The 17,488-nt window shown below is 62.1% G+C and carries 14 protein-coding genes; 3 read left to right on the top strand and 11 right to left on the bottom strand.

The genetic code is table 11. The features are described from left to right. Positions 1 to 176 precede the first annotated feature (176 nt). The gene (locus GE027_RS02360; RefSeq protein WP_153555562.1) at positions 177 to 2,618 is read left to right on the top strand and encodes an efflux RND transporter permease subunit; all 2,442 of its coding nucleotides are present in this window, start codon (positions 177 to 179) and stop codon (positions 2,616 to 2,618) included. A gap of 118 nt (positions 2,619 to 2,736) precedes the next feature. Here GE027_RS02360 and folD read toward each other — a convergent pair whose 3' ends face one another. The 10 genes from folD to GE027_RS02310 form a co-directional block, all read right to left on the bottom strand. Further along, complete coding sequence (gene folD, locus GE027_RS02355; RefSeq protein ID WP_153555561.1) at positions 2,737 to 3,630, bottom strand: bifunctional methylenetetrahydrofolate dehydrogenase/methenyltetrahydrofolate cyclohydrolase FolD; 894 nt, start codon at positions 3,628 to 3,630, stop codon at positions 2,737 to 2,739. Between the two features lie 93 nt (positions 3,631 to 3,723). Then, positions 3,724 to 4,368, bottom strand: coding sequence for a PilZ domain-containing protein (locus tag GE027_RS02350; RefSeq protein ID WP_153555560.1), 645 nt, complete (start codon positions 4,366 to 4,368; stop codon positions 3,724 to 3,726). Positions 4,369 to 4,724: 356 nt separating this feature from the next. Next, on the bottom strand, positions 4,725 to 4,964 hold the full coding sequence (gene nqrM / locus GE027_RS23270) for a (Na+)-NQR maturation NqrM (RefSeq protein ID WP_237607190.1): 240 nt from the start codon (positions 4,962 to 4,964) through the stop codon (positions 4,725 to 4,727). Then, complete coding sequence (locus GE027_RS02340; protein ID WP_162006540.1) at positions 4,957 to 6,147, bottom strand: FAD:protein FMN transferase; 1,191 nt, start codon at positions 6,145 to 6,147, stop codon at positions 4,957 to 4,959. The genes nqrM and GE027_RS02340 overlap by 8 nt, the downstream gene beginning before the upstream one ends. Positions 6,148 to 6,228: 81 nt before the next feature. Continuing rightward, on the bottom strand, positions 6,229 to 7,458 hold the full coding sequence (gene nqrF / locus GE027_RS02335; protein ID WP_153555558.1) for an NADH:ubiquinone reductase (Na(+)-transporting) subunit F: 1,230 nt from the start codon (positions 7,456 to 7,458) through the stop codon (positions 6,229 to 6,231). An 85-nt stretch (positions 7,459 to 7,543) separates the two neighbouring features. Next, positions 7,544 to 8,188 carry an NADH:ubiquinone reductase (Na(+)-transporting) subunit E gene (nqrE, locus tag GE027_RS02330; RefSeq protein WP_153555557.1) on the bottom strand — a complete coding sequence of 215 codons (645 nt, stop codon included), beginning with the start codon at positions 8,186 to 8,188 and terminating at the stop codon, positions 7,544 to 7,546. Positions 8,189 to 8,195: 7 nt separating this feature from the next. Beyond that, positions 8,196 to 8,822: an NADH:ubiquinone reductase (Na(+)-transporting) subunit D gene (locus GE027_RS02325; protein ID WP_153555556.1), complete on the bottom strand. Its 627-nt coding sequence runs from the start codon at positions 8,820 to 8,822 to the stop codon at positions 8,196 to 8,198. Between the two features lie 3 nt (positions 8,823 to 8,825). Then, on the bottom strand, positions 8,826 to 9,791 hold the full coding sequence (locus tag GE027_RS02320) for a Na(+)-translocating NADH-quinone reductase subunit C (RefSeq protein WP_153555555.1): 966 nt from the start codon (positions 9,789 to 9,791) through the stop codon (positions 8,826 to 8,828). Continuing rightward, positions 9,778 to 11,064 (bottom strand): NADH:ubiquinone reductase (Na(+)-transporting) subunit B, encoded by a 1,287-nt coding sequence (locus GE027_RS02315; protein ID WP_153555554.1) that lies wholly within the window; start codon positions 11,062 to 11,064, stop codon positions 9,778 to 9,780. Before GE027_RS02315 ends, GE027_RS02320 begins: the two co-directional genes overlap by 14 nt. Before the next feature lie 4 nt (positions 11,065 to 11,068). After that, positions 11,069 to 12,406: a Na(+)-translocating NADH-quinone reductase subunit A gene (locus GE027_RS02310; protein WP_153555553.1), complete on the bottom strand. Its 1,338-nt coding sequence runs from the start codon at positions 12,404 to 12,406 to the stop codon at positions 11,069 to 11,071. A 614-nt stretch (positions 12,407 to 13,020) separates the two neighbouring features. On the opposite strand from GE027_RS02310, the gene GE027_RS23000 reads away from it, so the two are divergent. Continuing rightward, a complete protein-coding gene (locus GE027_RS23000) occupies positions 13,021 to 13,569 on the top strand; it encodes a hypothetical protein (protein ID WP_153555552.1) in 549 nt (182 codons plus the stop codon). Positions 13,570 to 13,916: 347 nt separating this feature from the next. Beyond that, positions 13,917 to 15,734: a translational GTPase TypA gene (typA, locus tag GE027_RS02300; RefSeq protein ID WP_153555551.1), complete on the top strand. Its 1,818-nt coding sequence runs from the start codon at positions 13,917 to 13,919 to the stop codon at positions 15,732 to 15,734. A 142-nt stretch (positions 15,735 to 15,876) separates the two neighbouring features. Here the strand turns inward: typA and GE027_RS02295 are convergent, their stop codons facing one another. Next, positions 15,877 to 17,154 (bottom strand): S1C family serine protease, encoded by a 1,278-nt coding sequence (locus GE027_RS02295; protein WP_153555550.1) that lies wholly within the window; start codon positions 17,152 to 17,154, stop codon positions 15,877 to 15,879. Positions 17,155 to 17,488 lie beyond the last annotated feature (334 nt).

Raw genomic sequence — 17,488 nt, 5'->3', positions numbered from 1 at the left:
GATAGCGCAAAGTCCTCGCCCGAATTGACAGCCTTCGTCGGTCGCCCGGACAATGTCGACGGCCTGTTCCGCACTTCGAGCTCAGCAATGGCCAAGCAGTAGCAGAAGGAACACGGTCCGATGCTCGGCACAGTTGCTTGACGCCACTTGGCGTTTATCCCCTAACGACAATTGCGATGCCGGACCGACCGCTTCCCCCTCCTTCCTCGCCGCCACTCCTGGCCGATCGACTGCTCCGCGGGATCCTTCGCTTACAGTGGTTGATCGTGCTGGTTGTGGCGGGCTTGACGCTGCTGGCCGCACGGCAGGTGTGGCGGACCGAGTTCACGCCCAGCCTCGCCGAGTCGTTCGTCGATACGGCTGAAGAGTACGAGTCGGCGATGGACTTGGAGTCCTGGTTCGCGGGCAATCCGGACAGCTTGATCTATGTCGCTGCCGTCGAAGGCGACGCGCTATGGACGGCACCGAAGCTGCTGTCGCTGCGAGAAGCTAGCGATGAAATCGAACGCTTGCCGCTGATCCGATCGGTGACGACGATCAACGATCTTCCGGTACTGGACCTGCCCCGAAGCGGCGGCGTGCGAGAGATTGCGCGGCGCAGTGCGCTCAGCGTGATGCTGAAGGACGGCAAGCTGCCCGAGACGCTGCCGCGCGTCGAAGCGGTGCTGCCACGGCGCATCTCCGAGCAGCGTCAATGGCCCGCCGCCAAACTCGCTCAGCTGACGCGGTGGCTGGCCGATCGTCAGGAGGCCGCCGAACCGCTGCTGTCGCGCGACCGACGCAGTCACCTGATGCTGATCGAAGTGGACCGCCCGGATCGGCTGCCGCTTGCCACGCAGCATCGACTGCTCGCGGACGTCCGTTCGATCTTGCGGCGACACAGCGTCGGCACCGAAGCCCTGCACTGGTCGGGGCTGATGGCGTTGCAAACGGCGTCGATGGATCAGATTTATCTGACGCTGAGGCGGCTCCTGCCGCTGGGCGCACTGATGATCATGGTGATGGTGTTCGTATTGTTTCGCCGCTTGGAGCCTATTGCGATCATCGCGGTGGTCGCGACGGTCGCCGTGCTGTGGGGCATCGGTTTCGGCGAATGGTTGTACGGCAGCTTTTCGGTGCTGACGGTAGCCGTGCCGCTGATGGTCGCGGTGATCAGTACCGGAGACATCATTCATCTGCTTTCGGCCTACTCGGTGGATCTTCGAGAGGAAGGTTCGCACGACGTTGCTTTGCGCAAAACGTTTCGCGAGATGTCCAGTGCCTGTGCGCTGACCAGTCTGACGACGTTTATTGGCTTTGCGTCGCTGAGCCTGGTTCCCTCGCAAACCATTCGCCAGTTCGGAATCTCTGCCGCCGTGGGGGTTGCAAGTGCGTTGATCCTGAGCGTGGTCCTGGTGCCGATCATGCTCTGTGGACTGCACCGCATCGGCAGGACGCTGCAAGTGGTCCCGCAGTCTTCGCAGCGGACGCTGCGCATCGCCGTGGCCGCCGCCCGGATAGGAATGCGTTGGCCACGGCTGGTGTGCGGGCTATTTCTGGTATTGCTGGCGACGGGCCTGTTCGCTGGCAGCCGTCTGCGGTTGGATCCCGACATCCACGCCCGGTTCCGCTCGTCACACCCGATCGCGCAGAGCACCCAGTTCCTGATCGATGAATTCGGCGGCGTGTACGCGGTGGAGTTGGTCCTGACGGGTCCACCGTCGGAACTGCTGTCGCCGGAAAGCTTTCGCGCGATGCGCGAACTGGGGGCTTCGTATCAACAGGATTTGACCGTTTCGCGAGTCGATTCGATCGCCGATGTCGTCGGCCAGATGCTCGCTCAGATCGACCCGGCCTCCGATGACGGAATCCCGGAGTCGCCCGAACATGCTCGGGCCCTGGTTCGGCTTGCCGCGGCCATCGACGAATCGGCGGTAGCGCGTCTCGTGACCCCCGATCGTTCGGCCCTGCGGATCGTCGTGCAGGTGCCGGTCACGTCCTACCTGGAGCTGCAGCGGATGAGTACGGAGATCCTCTCTCGCGCCCACCGTGAACTGCCCGCGACGATCGATGTCCAGCAAAAGGGCTCTGCACCGCTGATCGGAAGCGCGGTAGCTCAGATCATTCAGGGGCACTTGTACGGCTTTGCGGTCAGCTTTGGGATGATCGTGCTGGTCCTGTCGCTGGGACTAGGGTCGATCCGTCTGGGCCTGCTGGCGATCCCGCCCAACCTGATACCGCTGGCCAGCCTGGGCGGCATGTTGGCCTGGCACACCGACGTCGCCGACAGTGACATCCTGGGCGTGGCGACCTTGGGGTTGGGGCTGGCCGTGGACGACACGATACATTTCCTTTCTCGCTACCGCCGTGAGATGCGAGTCTCGGGAAATCGCGAAGCGGCCATTGTCGCGACCATGCAGCACGCCGGTGCGGCGATCGTACGAACGACGCTGATCCTGATGTTTGGCTTCTTGCCGCTGGCCATCTCGGCCTATTGGTCGATCAGTATGCTGGGAACCTATCTGGTGGCAATTCTGTCGGTCGCCCTGGTTGCCGACCTGTTCCTGTTGCCGGCTTTGATCGAATGGTTCGCCCCCGAGCACGAGGCCAGCGATGCGAACGCGTTGTCGGATCAGTGAGCCGTTTAGGCGATAGCCTCGGTTTCGACAGCACCAAACCGGGGCTATCGACCAAACGGCTCAGATAAACCATGCGTTTTCGACTACATCGACGGGCCGCCGACGCAGCGTGTTGACCTCAGCCAGAATTCCGGGACTGATGGATCGCCCGCGCCGCCGCCAGGGTGTTGCCCAGCAGCATCGCGATCGTCAACGGTCCGACGCCGCCGGGAACGGGGGTAACCGCCGAGGCCACTTCCATGGCTTCGTCGAAGTGGACGTCGCCCACCAAGCGGTCTTCCACGCGATTAATCCCGACGTCCACGACCACGGCGCCGGGCTTGAGCCACTCGCCGCGGATCATCTCGGGCCGGCCCACGGCGGCGATCACGATGTCGCCGCTGCGGACGACCTCGGCCAAATCGGCGGTCCGGCTGTGAGCCAGCGTCACCGTGGCGTTGGCCGCCGAAGGGCCGCAGGATCCGTCGCGAGCGGCCAACAGCATCGCCATGGGTTTGCCGACGATGTCGCTGCGGCCGACGACGACCACGTGTTTACCGGCGGTCGGAATCTCGTAGCGATGCAGCAATTGGACGATGCCGGCGGGGGTGCAGGGCAGAAACCGCGGCCGACCCTGCATCAGCAAGCCAACGTTGCAGGGATTGAATGCGTCGACGTCCTTGCGAGCGTCGACCATGTCCAGCACGAGACGCTCGTCCAGTCCGCGTGGCAGCGGCAACTGGACCAGGATGCCGTGCACACCGTCGTCCTCGTTCAAACGCCGCACGACGTCCAGCAATTCGGACTGGCTGACGTCGGCCGGCAAGCGATCCAGGCGTCCTTCGATGCCGGCCTTCTCGCAGGCTCGCTGCTTGTTTCGAACGTACACCTGGCTGGCCGGGTCGTCGCCAACCAAGACCGCCGCCAAACAGGGTGTGGGTCCACCAGCATCGACAAACTGACGGACCTCCGCGGCGATCTCTTCGCGGATCTTCAACGCGGTCTGTTTGCCATCGAGAATTCGGGCGGCCATTTCAAAACACTCCGAGAATCAGAAGCTGTCGAGAAACGCTTACCGTATCGCCCGGCAATAGCATTGCAAAGCGGTCAAACGCGTCAAAACGTTTCAAACCGCCGCGTGAAGGGTGTCTTTGGAAGCGACATTCAGAAAGGCGCATCCGGCCCGGTGTGCGTCGCCCGCGGCGACCGACCAAACCACGCGCAACATCGCGGCCTGGCCGCCGCCGAGTCGCGCAAGCGTACGCTGTCCGACGTCCAGCGGGCGCGGCGAATGCAACTGGACACCACCCTCGGACACGTCCACCACGACCGCTTGCACCGGCCGCTGGGAGACCAGTTGAAAATGGACCTCGACCGGCAACCGCACGGGCTGGCGAAGATTGTCCCGCCGCGAGACGATGCCCCGCAGGATCATCGTCTGCAAAATCTCCTCCGGCAGCACGCGGCGAAAACGCAGGCCGTACGCAAATTGGCCGACGCTGCTTTGCCGCTGCCAGCAAACCCGGGCGGCGACTTCCATCGCGAACGCCCGGTCCGGTTTCTCGATCCGAACGATCACCGCCGAAGTCTCCGGTGGCAATTGCCGGTCGACTTGCAATTGGCATCCGCTGGCACTGACGTCGTTTAATTGCCCCCGGCAACACGGCTGGTCCCAGTGCTTGCCCGCAGCGACCGCGACGGGCACGCGAACGTCGCCGGAGACGACAAAGCGTTGGTCGGTGCGGACGCAGGCTTGCGTGGATTCGGTCATCTGTGGGGCTCTCTAGCGCACCGGAAGATACGTTTACGGTTTGGGATGCACTGCAATCTACGTCGCTGTGAAACCGTCGCTGCGGCGACAACCCGAGAAAAGCGACGGATCGGCCAGCGACGCCGGCGGGAGAGGAAGGCTTGGTGGGGTTGTGCCGGCAAGAGGGGCCGAGACTGTCTTTCGGCGGAGAGTGTCGCCTTTCGCTCCGCGAAAGTTGAGAAGTGTCGCCTTTCGCTCCGCGAAAGTTTGGAGAGAGTCGCCTTTCGCTCCGCGAAAGTTTGGAGAGAGTCGCCTTTCGCTCCGCGAAAGTTTGTCTGCAGCTACTTTCGGCGGAGCGAAAGGCGACTCTGGCAACTCTAGACGGGGTCTTCCTGGGGCGTGTCCATGCGGTTCTTCAGCTCTTTGCAGGCCTCGCTGGGGTTCTCGCACAGGCTGCACTTGGTGTTGCCTTCGGCGTCGGTGCGGTTGGCCAAACCGCCGCAGGAGCCGCTGATCGCCCGCCGGCCGAACATCACGCCTACGGCCATCGCTCCCAGGACCACCAGAAACGCTACGAACGTGATGCCGACGAGCGTCATCACCACACCGCTATCCATCGAAGACTCCTGTTTTTACGGACACGTAACCGTCACCCTCGCGCACAATCAACATCACATCGAGCTGTTGTTCGCGAGCGACCCGCAGCCCCTCGCGATGTCCCAGCACGTTGATCGCCGTCGCCCAGGCATCGGCTTTCATGCAATTGTTCGCCATCACCGACACCGAGGCCAGGGGATCCTGCACCGGGCGCCCGCTGCGGGGATCGATGGTGTGCGAAAATCGCTGTCCGTCGGCTTCGAAAAAATTGCGGTAATCGCCCGACGTGGCCACGGCTCCATCGGCCAGCGGCAGGGCGGTCATGATCTGATTGGATTGGCCGTCGGGCTGCTGGACGCCGATTCCCCAGTCTCGGTCGCCGCGGCCGCCGGCCACTCGCACCTCGCCGCCAATTTCCACGAACAGGTGTTCGCACCCGAAACCGGCCAATAGATCCACGACACGATCCACGCCGTGACCCTTGGCGATCGCTGACAAATCCACGGTCAACTCGGGCTTTCCCTTGCGCAGCGCCGGCGGCTCCAGACGCGCTTCGAGCGATTGATAGCCGACCTGGTCGAGCAACCGCTGCAGCGTGGCCTCCGACGGCGGCTGGTTGGTCCGCTGTTCGGGGCCAAAGCTCCAAGCATTGATCAGCGGAGCGACCGTCACGTCGAACGCGCCTTCGGTCAACCGCGACACCTCCAGCGCATACTGCACGACTTCGGCTGTCTCCGGCGAGACCTCAAACCAATCGGTGGACTGCGAGCGATTGAAACGACTCAGTTCCGACGATTTCAGGTAGGTCGACATTTGGTCGTTCACCCGCCGCAGCTCCGCGTCGACCTGTAACTGCCAGGCTTCGGGCAGCGTCGGCGGTGGGCTGGCGATCTTGACCGAATAGGTGGTGCCCATGGTGCGACCGCGGGCCTCGATCACGGTGATCGGCTGGGCGGCATCCGCAGCACCGCTCCCGCGCGGTTCGGCCGCGGCCTCGCCACCGGCGCTGTCCCGCGGTGTTTCAGCAGCCGGCGCCCCGGCGGGTGCCGGCGCTTCGGAAGCCGGCGGACCACAGCCCGTCAGGGAGATCAACAGCCCCAAACCGGCGGCCGCTAGGACCGCTCGCGCGCTGGCCGCTCGCGGGCTGGACGCACGCGGGCTGGACGCACGCGGGCTGGACGCTTCGGCGCTGGGGGGACGCATGTTGAGCGACCCGGCGATTCGTGCGAATGCCGAGCTCCAACAGCTCGTCTCCACCCTGCGTGAGCGCCGCATCAGTTGATCCTAACCACCGAAGTCGTCGTAAGCGATGTTCTCGGGCTCCACGCCCAGGTCGTCCAGCATCTTGAAGACCGCCGCGTTCATCATCGGCGGGCCGCAGATGTAGTACTCGATGTCCTCGGGGGCCGGATGATCCTTGAGGTAGTTTTCCAGCAGCACCTGGTGGATGAAACCGACGTAGCCGTCCCAGTTGTCTTCGGGCAACGGTTCGCTGAGCGCGATGTTGAACTTGAAGTTCGGGAAATCCTCTTCGATCTTGCGGAAGTGATCGACGTAGAACAATTCGCGGGAGCTCCGACCGCCGTACCAGTAGGAGACTTTGCGATCGGTCTTACCGCGTTTGAACAGTTCGAAGATATGGCTTCGCAGCGGAGCCATTCCGGCCCCACCACCGATGTAAACCATCTCGGCCTCGGTGTCCTTGATGAAGAACTCGCCGTAGGGGCCGCTGATCGTAACTTCGTCGCCCTCTTTGAGGTTAAAGATGTAACTGGACATCTTGCCCGGAGGCGTGCCTTCGGGTGCTCGGGGCGGAGGGCTGGCCACACGCACGTTCAGCATGATGATGCCCTGTTCGCCGGGATAGTTGGCCATCGAATAGGCCCGCACCACCGGCTCTTCAACTTTGCTGACGTACTGCCAGATGTTGTACTTGTCCCAGTCCTCGTGGAAGCGAGGGTCGATGTCGAAGTCTTTGTAGCGAACTTCGTGCGGCGGGCATTCGATCTGAATGTAACCACCGGCCTGGAACGCCACCTCTTCGCCGGCCGGCAGTTCCAACACCAGTTCTTTGATGAACGTCGCGACGTTGTCGTTGCTGCGAACCTTGCACACCCACTTCTTGGTGTCGAAGGCTTCGGGCGGCACCTCGACGTCCATGTCCTGCTTGACCGCCACCTGGCAGCTGAGGCGTTTGCCTTCGCGAGCTTCCTTGGGCGTGATATGGTTCTTTTCGGTTGCCAGAATATCACCGCCGCCCTTGTGCACGTGGACTTCGCACTGGGCGCAGGTTCCCCCGCCACCGCAAGCACTGGACACGAACACGCCGGCGTCGGCCAAGGCGCCCAACAGCTTGCCGCCGGCCGGGACCTCGATCTCTTTCTGGTTGTTGATAGTGATTTTCACCGGTCCCGAGGCGACCAGCTGTTTCTTGGCGGCCAGGATCAGCAACACCAGTGCCAGGATCACCAAGGTGAACATCAGCACGCCAAAGGTAATAATCAGTGCGTTCATCGAAACTCAATCCGCATTAGCTGGTCAGCAAGCGACAATAAATGATTCTTAAATAACCGCGGTTTCGGGGTCGTTACCACAGTTTTTACAGCTGGATTCCACCAAACGACATGAAGGCCAAAGCCATCAGGCCGACCGTGATGAACGTGATCCCCAAGCCTCGCAGACCGGGCGGCACGTCGGAGTATTTCATCTTTTCGCGAATCCCCGCCAGGGCGGCAATCGCCAGGGCCCAACCCACGCCACAGCCAAAGCCGTAGACGATCGACTGTGAGAAGTCGTATCGGCGTTGGTCCATGAACAGCGAAGCACCGAGGATCGCGCAGTTGACCGTGATCAACGGCAAGAAAATTCCCAGGGCGTTGTACAGCGGTGGGAAAAACCGGTCGAGGAACATTTCCAGGATCTGCACCATCGCCGCGATCACGCCGATGTAACTGATGAAGCTGAGGAACGTCAGGTCCAGGGCCTGAGCGTTTTCTCGCGACAACAAGGCTCCGCCGGAAAGGTCCGAGACCCAGACCAGGGCGCCGGGTTTCAATAGATAGGTGAAGATCAGGTTATTGGCCGGCACCGTGATCGTCAGGATCACGACCACCGCAACGCCCAATCCCAGGGCCGTCTTCACATTCTTGGAGATCGCCAGGAATGTGCACATCCCCAAGAAGAACGCCAGGGCCAGGTTCTCGACGAAAACCGCTTTGACAAAAATATTGATGTATTCGTTCATGGCTTCCTTAAGCCTCCTCGATCTGTTCGGGGTAGAACACGCGGATCACCCAGATCAAAAACCCGATCAGGAAAAACGCACTCGGTGGCAGCAGCATCATGTTGTCGGGATCGTACCAACCGCCGTTGCGAATCATCGGAAAGACGGTATAGCCGAACACCGATCCACTGCCGAACAGTTCGCGGAAGAAGGCCACGAACATCAGCACGAAACCGTACCCGAGCCCGTTACCAAACCCGTCCAGGAAACTGAGCGGGATGCCATTCTTCATCGCAAAGCCTTCCGCCCGGCCCATCACGATACAGTTGGTGATGATCAGGCCGACGAAGACCGATAACTGCTTGCTGGTCTCGAACAGGTAAGCCTTCAAGACCTGGTCGACAATGATCACCAGCGAGGCGATCACGGTCATCTGGACGATGATTCGGATGCTGCTGGGGATGTAGTGCCGGATGGCGCTGACGGCCACGTTGCTGCAGGACACCACAGCGATCACGGCGATCGACATCACCAGCGCCGTGCTCATTTTGGTCGTCACGGCCAAGGCCGAGCAGATCCCCAGGATCTGCAGGGCGATGGGATTGTTTTGGAAGATGGGTCCAAACAGGACTTCCGTTGCTTTTAACTTAGCCATGGCTTATTGGTCCTCTCCTTCCGACACGGCGGCCGGCGCGGGATCTTTGCGTTGGACAACCGGAATCGGATCCTCGGTGGCGTCCTCACCCTCGGCGTTCTCGCCGGCAGCGTCGCTGGCCGGTGGAGCACCGCCGCCGGTGGTGGGAACCGGTTCGCCGCCGGACAATTCGGCTCTTAATCTTTCCAGGTACGGGCCGTAAGCGTGGTCGCTGACCCAGTACTGCAGCAGGTTGGTCACGCCGTTGCTGGTGATCGTCGCCCCGGACAGGCCATCGACCACGTAGGGGTTCTCGTCGGGGGCGGGCCCCTTGTTGACGCCCAGGGCGGGATTGCCTTCATCGTCAAAGACGCGGCGGCCCACCCACTGGGCTTTCCAGTTGGCGTTATCGACTTCGCCCCCCAAGCCCGGCGTCTCGCCGTGCTCGTAGAAGGTCAGACCCTGGACCGTTTCGATGTCTTTCTTCAGTGCCAGGTAGCCGTACAGCGTGGACCACAGTCCCTTGCCATAGACCGGCAAGACGACCTGACGCACGACGTTCTGGTCCTTGAAATCTTTGATCAAGTAGACGCGAACCACGCGTTCGCGGATCTCACTGCCCAGGGGATTCACGATGTCCGCGGGCATCTGTTCGATGTAGTCCGGTTCGGCGTTGTTGATGACCTCGCGAGGATCGTAATCCTTGCCGACCTCGGTCGTGTAGGTACCGCTGCGGAGGTCGACAAAGCGTTCTTCGACCACGCGGTACAGTTCATCGACCTGGTCGCGACTGAGGTCCGAAGCGGGAATCCCCAGTTCGTCGGCCGCCAGACCCGCCGCATCGATGATGTTGCGCTGGCGGTCGAGCACCTTGTTCTCTTCCTGCCGCGGTTTGAGAAACACGTACGCGGCGCTGACGCTGAGCGAACAGACGACGCACAGGGCGAATGCCACGCCCATGGTGTAAGCCAATGAATCACGCTGTTTCATAGCGAGCAACCCTCCGCCGAATATTGATTTGCATTACGAAATAGTCGATCAGCGGCGCGAATACGTTGCCGAACAAAATGGCCAGCATGACGCCCTCGGGGAAGGCCGGATTGACCACCCGAATCAGGATCGTCATCAACCCGATCAAACCTCCGTAAACCCACTTGCCGCCGTTGGTCATCGCGGCACTGACCGGGTCGGTGGCCATGTAGACCAAGCCAAAGGCCAGACTGCCGATCGCCAAGTGATAGTGGAAGGGAATGTCGAACATGGGGTTCGTGTCACTGGTGACCTGGTTCATCAACAGCGTGGTGGCAAAAGCACCGACCAGAACGCTGACCATGATCCGCCAAGAACCCACGCCCGCGGCGATCAACATCAAGGCTCCGACCAGACACAGCAGCGTGCTGGTTTCGCCGATCGAACCCTGGATCGTGCCCAAAAAGGCCGACGTCCAGTCGATCGGCGCCGCCAATGTTTCGCTGGCCGTGTTGGAGGTGTACGTGTACTGGATCGAACCCAGCGTCTCCTCCACCGTCTCCGATACCGGCGCGATCGCCAATGCACCGAGCGGCGTGGCACCGCTGAAGCCGTCCACGGCCGTCCAGACCTTGTCACCGCTGATGTCGCCGGCGTGAGCAAAGTACAGATAAGCCCGCGCCGTCAGGGCGATGTTCAAGAAGTTGCGACCGGTACCGCCGAAAACTTCCTTGGCGACGATCACCCCAAAGGCGATCCCCACCGCGACCTGCCACAGCGGTATCGAGGGCGGCAGCGTCAGCGGAAACAGCAGACCGGTGACCAGAAATCCTTCGTTGATCTCATGGCCGCGGATCACACTGAAGATCGCCTCCACGTGCCCCCCGACAAACATGCACACCGCATAGATCGGGATGAAAAAGATCGCCCCGAGCACGAAGTTGTCCCAGTGGTTGTCGGGATCGTTCTCGAAGCCCAAGAACTGGTGCACCGCATGATGCCAGTCCTGTTCGACCGACACCTCCAGTTGCTCCATCGCGGCGATCGATAGATTGGCTTGGTAGCCGGCGTTCCACATCCCGAACAACGTGACCGGCACCAACGCCATGACGACCGTGATCATCATACGCTTTAGGTCGATCGCGTCGCGGACGTGCGTGGCCCCCTTGGCGGTCTCGCCCGGGGTATACAAAAAGGTGTCCATCGCCTCGTACATCGGGTAGGCCTTTTCCAATAGGCCTCCCTTGTCAAAGTGCGGATGGATTTTGTCCAGGAAATCTCGCAGTGCTTGCATCGGCTTAACCTTCGAGTTCGATTGTGTTCAGGTTGTCGCGAAGGATGGAGCCGTATTCGTACTTGCCGGGACAGACAAACGTACAAAGCGCCAAATCCTCCTCCTCCAACTCAAGCGCGCCTAACAGCTGAGCCTGTTCGGTGTCGCGGACGATCAAGGCTCGCAACAATTGCGTTGCCAAAATGTCCAAGGGCATCACCCTTTCGTAGGTGCCCAGCGGAACCATCGCCCGCTCGCTGCCGTGGGTGGAGCTGGTGAAGTCAAACTTCTTGTCTTTCAGTGCCGCCGAAGCGTACACGCGAGTGGTCGAAAACTTGTTCAGACCCGGGCCCTGCCAGCCCAGGAACTCGCGGTGGTCACCTTCTTCGATGACGGAAATCTGATTGCTGTAGCGGCCCAGGAAGTGCACGTCGGTGTCGACGCGGCGGCCGTTGAATACCGATCCGGAAATGATCCGCGGCTTGCGGGACTCGTCCAACTGGCCTTCCACCAACGGATACAAATCGGCGCCGATGCGAGTCTCCAACAACCGCGGCTGGTTGACCAACGGCCCGGCCAGCGATACCACGCGGCGGTTATCCAGATAGCCCGACTGCAACAGCGAGCCGATCGCGGCCACGTCCTGGTAATTGATGTACCACACCGTCTTGGTCGGTCCGACCGGATCCAACATGTGGATGTGCGTGCCCGGCAACCCCGCCGGATGCGGGCCGTCGAAGGTCTCCACCCGCACGCCCGGAACCCCGTCACCGGGGATCTCGGCCTTGGGCGTCTTGCAAACGTAGGTCGCCCCGTCGGTCAATTTCTGAATCGCCAACAACCCCAGCGTGAATTCTTCATTCCGCTGCGACAGGACCACCACCGGATCGGCCGCCAAGGGATTGGTGTCCATGGCCTGGACAAAGATCGAATGCGGCTGGGTCGCCGGAGCCGGAACGCGACCGTAGGGCCGAGTCCGAAACGCCGACCAGAGCCCGCTGGCGGTCAACTTCTCGACCACCGCCTCGCGACTCATCGCTTCGACGTCCGCGCTGCCAAAGTCCACCGCGTCCTCGCCCTCGACGTCGATCACCAAAGACAGGAAACGCCGCTTGGCACCCCGATTGACCGCCGCAACGGTCCCGGCCGCCGGCGCGGTGTAGACCACCCCTTCGGTCTTCTTGTCCTCGAAGATGGGCTGGCCCAGTTGGACACGATCGCCCGGCTGGACCAACATCGTCGGTCGCATCCCGATGTAGTCGTCGCCCAACAACGCAACCTGAGCCGCGTGCGGGGCCAACTCGATCCGCTGCTCGGGCGAACCGGTGATCGGTAAATTGAGACCCTTCTTGATTACGGTCATGAATGCTCGTCCCGGAACCAACACAAAAAAGGTTTGTGAAAAATTTCACAAGCTAGTTTAAAAAAGAAACCGCGACGCACGTCATCACCGCGGGAGCCCATTTTCTAACAGATTGTATCGAGCTGACAAAGGTGTCGATTTTGGCATGGAGGCTGCTTACGCGGCACGACTGCGGCTCGTCGCCGGGCCGCCCCGGCTCCCGCCACTCTGGTGTCCCTGGCCGCGACGGCGGCAGGACGGCCGTTATTGTGCCGCTACGGCAAATGGTTGTCCGCTAGCGAAGCCGGCGTGGAGCCGTTGCCGAACCGCCGGCGCCCCGCGGCGCCGAGCAACGGGGCAAAAAAGGAATCAAAAATGTTGTTCGAACCGTTCGTTGGGCGACCAACCGGTGGCCGCGCATCGTCCAGGCCTCCCTCTCGTGGCCCTACGGCGCCGCTCCGCGACGATGGACCACACGCTGCTCGGTGGCGACTCCGGGGCCCTACGCCATTTGGCATCCGCTGCCTAGAATGAGAATCCCTTTAGCTGGCGTCTGCCCCGGAACGGTTTGCTTTCGGAAAACCAGTGCAGGCATTCAATTCATGTATGGAGTTCGGTGAAGAATGGTTCAACGTTTGTCAGCAGTACGATGGTGGGCGGCTTGTTGCGTCCTGGTCCTTCCCGCGACGTTGGTATTGAGTGGCTGTAACGGCGGCGCCGACGACGTTTCGCCAGCGGTCAGCAGCGAAGCCGACGATCACGATCATGACGGACACGATCATGATCACGATCACGATCACGACGGCCACGACCACGACGGGCATGACCACGACGATCATCATCTCGGCCCTCACGGCGGCCACTTTGCGACGCTCCAGCCGGGCGACTTGAAAGCCGAGTGGGTGATTTTGAACGAGGGCAAGGAACTGCAGGTCATCCTTCCCGAGGACGCCGAGCAGGTCGAAGCCGTTGAGATGCACGTCCAGGTGGGCGACGACCAGTTGGACCCCTACGCGTTTGAAAAGGCCGAGGATTTGGGCGAGGGAGCTTGGCGGCTGAGCGATCCGGCACTGTTCAGCCACGTTAAGATGACGGCAGACCACGAAGCGGGCGTCAAAGTCGAGATCGTGGCGCTGACCGGTGAGGAAGCGGCCAAAGCCGAAATCAGCCACCACGAGCACTGATTCCACCGCCCGGGCGGAAGTTTCGTTGCTGTGAAGTTTTGTTTCTTCGGGTCGCCGCAAGCGGCCCGAAGGGTTTCCGGTCGCCACGGCGGCCGGAGATCCGAGGCCGACCGAGGCCCAAAGAAATCGTCTCCGTTTCGAGAAAAGGTCTAGCCGGCAGCTGGCCGGTCGTTAAAAAAGAGAACCTTCCCACACACGGATCTTGGGCGGCGACCGGCGGAGCAAGCGCCGGGCCAGCCGACCAGCTCTTTGGCCGTCATCCTGCTTACGACGGCACCCATCTCTGGTCGGCCCCGCGGGGCTACCCATCCATTTGTTATTAGGCTCACCATAGGTAGCAACAGCGCATGCGTCGCGACGACATCCGAAACATTGTCATCATTGCCCACGTCGACCACGGCAAAACCACGTTGGTCGATTGCCTGCTGCGTCAAAGCGGCCAGTTCCGAGACGCCCAGCTGCAAGGCGAGCGGATCTTGGACTCCAACGATCTGGAACGCGAACGGGGCATCACGATCCTTTCGAAGAACATTGCGTTGCCCTATCGCGGCGTGAAGATCAACGTCATCGACACGCCGGGCCACGCCGACTTTGGTGGCGAGGTCGAGCGGGTCGTGCAGATGGCCGACGGAGCGCTCGTGTTGGTCGATGCCGCCGAGGGGCCGATGCCGCAGACCCGCTTTGTTTTGGAAAAGGCGCTCGAGGCGGGTGTCAAACCGATCGTGGTGGTCAACAAGGTGGACCGGCCCGACGGTCGCCCCAACGAAGCGCTCGATGAAGCTCTGGAACTGCTGGCCGAACTGGGCGGCGAAGAACAACTGGACGATGTCCAGTACGTGTTCACGTCGGCCAAACAAGGTTTTGCGACCACCGATCCCACCCGGCCCGGCACCGACATGCGGCCGTTGCTGGACCTGGTCGTCGATCATTTGCCGGGTCCGGAGGTCGATCCGGACGCTCCGCTGCAGATGATGGTAACGACCCTGGACTGGTCGGAGTACGTCGGCCGCATCGCCGTGGGCCGGATACTCTCGGGCACGATAGAGGCCAATCAGACGGTTCGGCTGCACCGAGCCGAAGGCTCGCAGGTCACCAAGATCGCCGGACTGTTTACGTTCGACAATCTGGGACGAACCGCGACCGAACAGGCCCGGGCCGGCAACATCGTCGCGATCGAAGGGCTGGCCGACGTCGAGATCGGCGACACCATCTCGGCGGTAGAACACGAACAGGCCCTGCCACGCCTGCGCGTCGACGAACCCACGCTGGAGATGGTGTTCAGCGTCAACTCCTCGCCGCTGGTCGGCCGCGAAGGCAAGTATGTAACCACGCGACAGTTGAAAGCTCGCTTGATGAAGGAGCTGGAACGCAACGTCGCGCTGCGCGTGGAAATGGTCGAAGGCGCCGAAGCCTATGCGGTGCGAGGCCGCGGCGTTCTGCACCTGGCAATCCTGATCGAAACGATGCGCCGCGAAGGCTACGAACTGAGCGTGGGTAAGCCTCGGGTGATCTTCAAGCAGATCGATGGCAAACCGCACGAACCGTTCGAGGTGCTGAACGTCGAAGTACCGACCGAGAACATGGGGCCGGTGATGGAGCTGGTGGGGCTGCGGCGCGGCCAGCTGGAAGAGATGCAGCAGCGCGGTGACTACAGCCTGCTGCGGTTTCTGATTCCCGCTCGCGGACTGATCGGACTGCGCACCCGGCTGCTGAATATGACGCGCGGCACCGCGATCATCCATCACCGTTACCACAGCTACCAACCGATCGAAGGCGAGGTGCCGCGGCGGAGCAACGGCGTGCTGGTGTCGATGGTTTCGGGCAAGACCATGCCCTTTGCGTTGTTCGCCCTGCAGGAGCGCTCGGAGTTTTTCGTTGGCCCCGGCGAGGAAATCTACGAAGGCATGATCGTCGGCGAAAACGCGCGCGACAACGACATGACGGTGAACCCTTGCCGCGAGAAGAAACTGACCAATATGCGGGCCAGCGGCAGCGATGAAAACGTCATCCTCAAACCGCCCCGCGAACTGTCCCTGGAGGCGGCCTTGGAGTACATCGAGGACGACGAACTGGTCGAGATCACGCCCAGCAAAATTCGGCTGCGCAAAATCCGCTTGAAGGAAAGCGAACGACGTCGTGGCGGCCGGCGGATGGCCAGCGTCTAAGGAATCAAAGTAGCTCGGCTGTCCCCAGCCGAGGAGAGTTGTGGTCTGTCCAAAGTCTGGCGACTTCGGCTACTTTCGGCGGCTACTTTCGGCGGAGCGAAAGGCGACACTGTCCACAGTCTGGCCCGTTCAGCGACGCGGATCACTGGGGCAGTTGGCCGAGGTTCACCTTGGTCTGGTACTGGCGACCCTCGCGATGGATGACGATGGGCACCTCGGTCCCGACCGGCGTCAGCCCGACCTGTGCGACCAGGTGATCGTCGTTTTCGACCGTCCGTCCGCCGAAGCGAATGATCACGTCGCCGCGGCGAATCTTGGCCTGTTCCGCCGGCGATCCCGGGCGGACGGCTTTGACCAAGGCCCCGCCCGGCGAGCCGATCCCGGCGCGGGCCGCGTCGGCCGCCGTGTAGTCCGGATCCAGCGTGACGCCCAGGTAAGCCCGCTGCAGACGGCCGTGACGCACCAGTTGGTTGGCGACGTTCATGGCCATGTTGATCGGGATGGCAAACCCGATGCCTTCGCTGCCGCCGCTGCTGCTGGCGATGGCCGTGTTCAGGGCGATCACTTCACCGCGGAGATTCAGCAGCGGTCCGCCACTGTTGCCGGGATTGATCGCCGCGTCGGTCTGAAAGAAGTCCTGCAATTCGATCTTCTCGTCGCCCAGCGTCAAGTCGCGGCGACCCTTGGCGCTCAAGATCCCGAAGGTCACCGAGTGGCTGAGCCCGAAGGGACTGCCGATGGCCAGCACAAAGTCGCCGATCTCGACGCGGTTGCTGTCCCCCAGCCGGGCCGGCGAGAGCCCGTCGTCGGTGACTTCGATCACGGCGATGTCGGTGTTCACGTCGGAGATGATCTGCTGCGGCCGGATCTCGCGACCGTCGCTCAGCCGCAGTGCGATCTGGTCCGGCCCCGCTCCCTTGATCACGTGCCGGTTAGTCAGCACCCACAAGCGTTGATCGATCGCGACCAGGACGCCCGAGCCGGCTTCCTCGAACGATTCTCGCCGGCCCCGCGACTCTTCGGTCTTGTGGGCTTCGATGTGGACGACGTTGGGACGCACCAGACGAGCGACTCGCTTGACCAGATTTCCCATCCGCTCCAGCGCGGCGACCTCGCTGGCCAGCTCCTCGTACAGCCGTTCGCGCTCGGCTTCCTGACGTCGCACCGCTTCGGTCGACGGCAAAGGTTCCAGCTGGTTGGCCGCAGGCGGTTGTCCCAGGGACGGGGGCTGGGAAACGGCCGGCGCGGTCGCTGCCGGCGCCGCGCGTCCGGGCACCTGTCCGAAGACGGGAACTTGTCCGAAGCCGGGCACCTGTCCGAAAGCAGCGGTCGGCCCAGTCGGGACAACGGCGGATGGGGCGGCCCCCAGCGAGAGGGCGACCAGGATCGCCACGCGAGCCAGCGGCAGAGGGCAACGCATGAACATCTCCATTGCTTTGAATGCGTGCACGACGGCAGACCGCACCTGTGGTCCACTCACCTTCTCTATTGTGGCGCGCCCCAACGCACAAGGTCGATAAAACGCGTTGCTGCTCGCCGCAAAACCGCTCGGCACGCCTCAAGCTCGCGACGAAGCGTACAGATTACCGAACCGGCCCACCGCAACGGCCAGCACCGGCGCCCCCGCACCCGGCTGGCGGCCGCTTCGCCCCACCCTCCGCCCTTGCAATCTGCATAGCTTCGTGTACAATTTTTTTGACTAGAACGGGCCCGTGTCGCTTTTGGGTTTTGAGGTTTGGGTTTTGGGTTTTGGG

Origin of the sequence: Roseimaritima sediminicola (assembly GCF_009618275.1) — a bacterium.
In the GTDB taxonomy this organism is placed as follows: domain Bacteria; phylum Planctomycetota; class Planctomycetia; order Pirellulales; family Pirellulaceae; genus Roseimaritima; species Roseimaritima sediminicola.
This window is presented reverse-complemented; position numbering and strand designations above follow the sequence as displayed.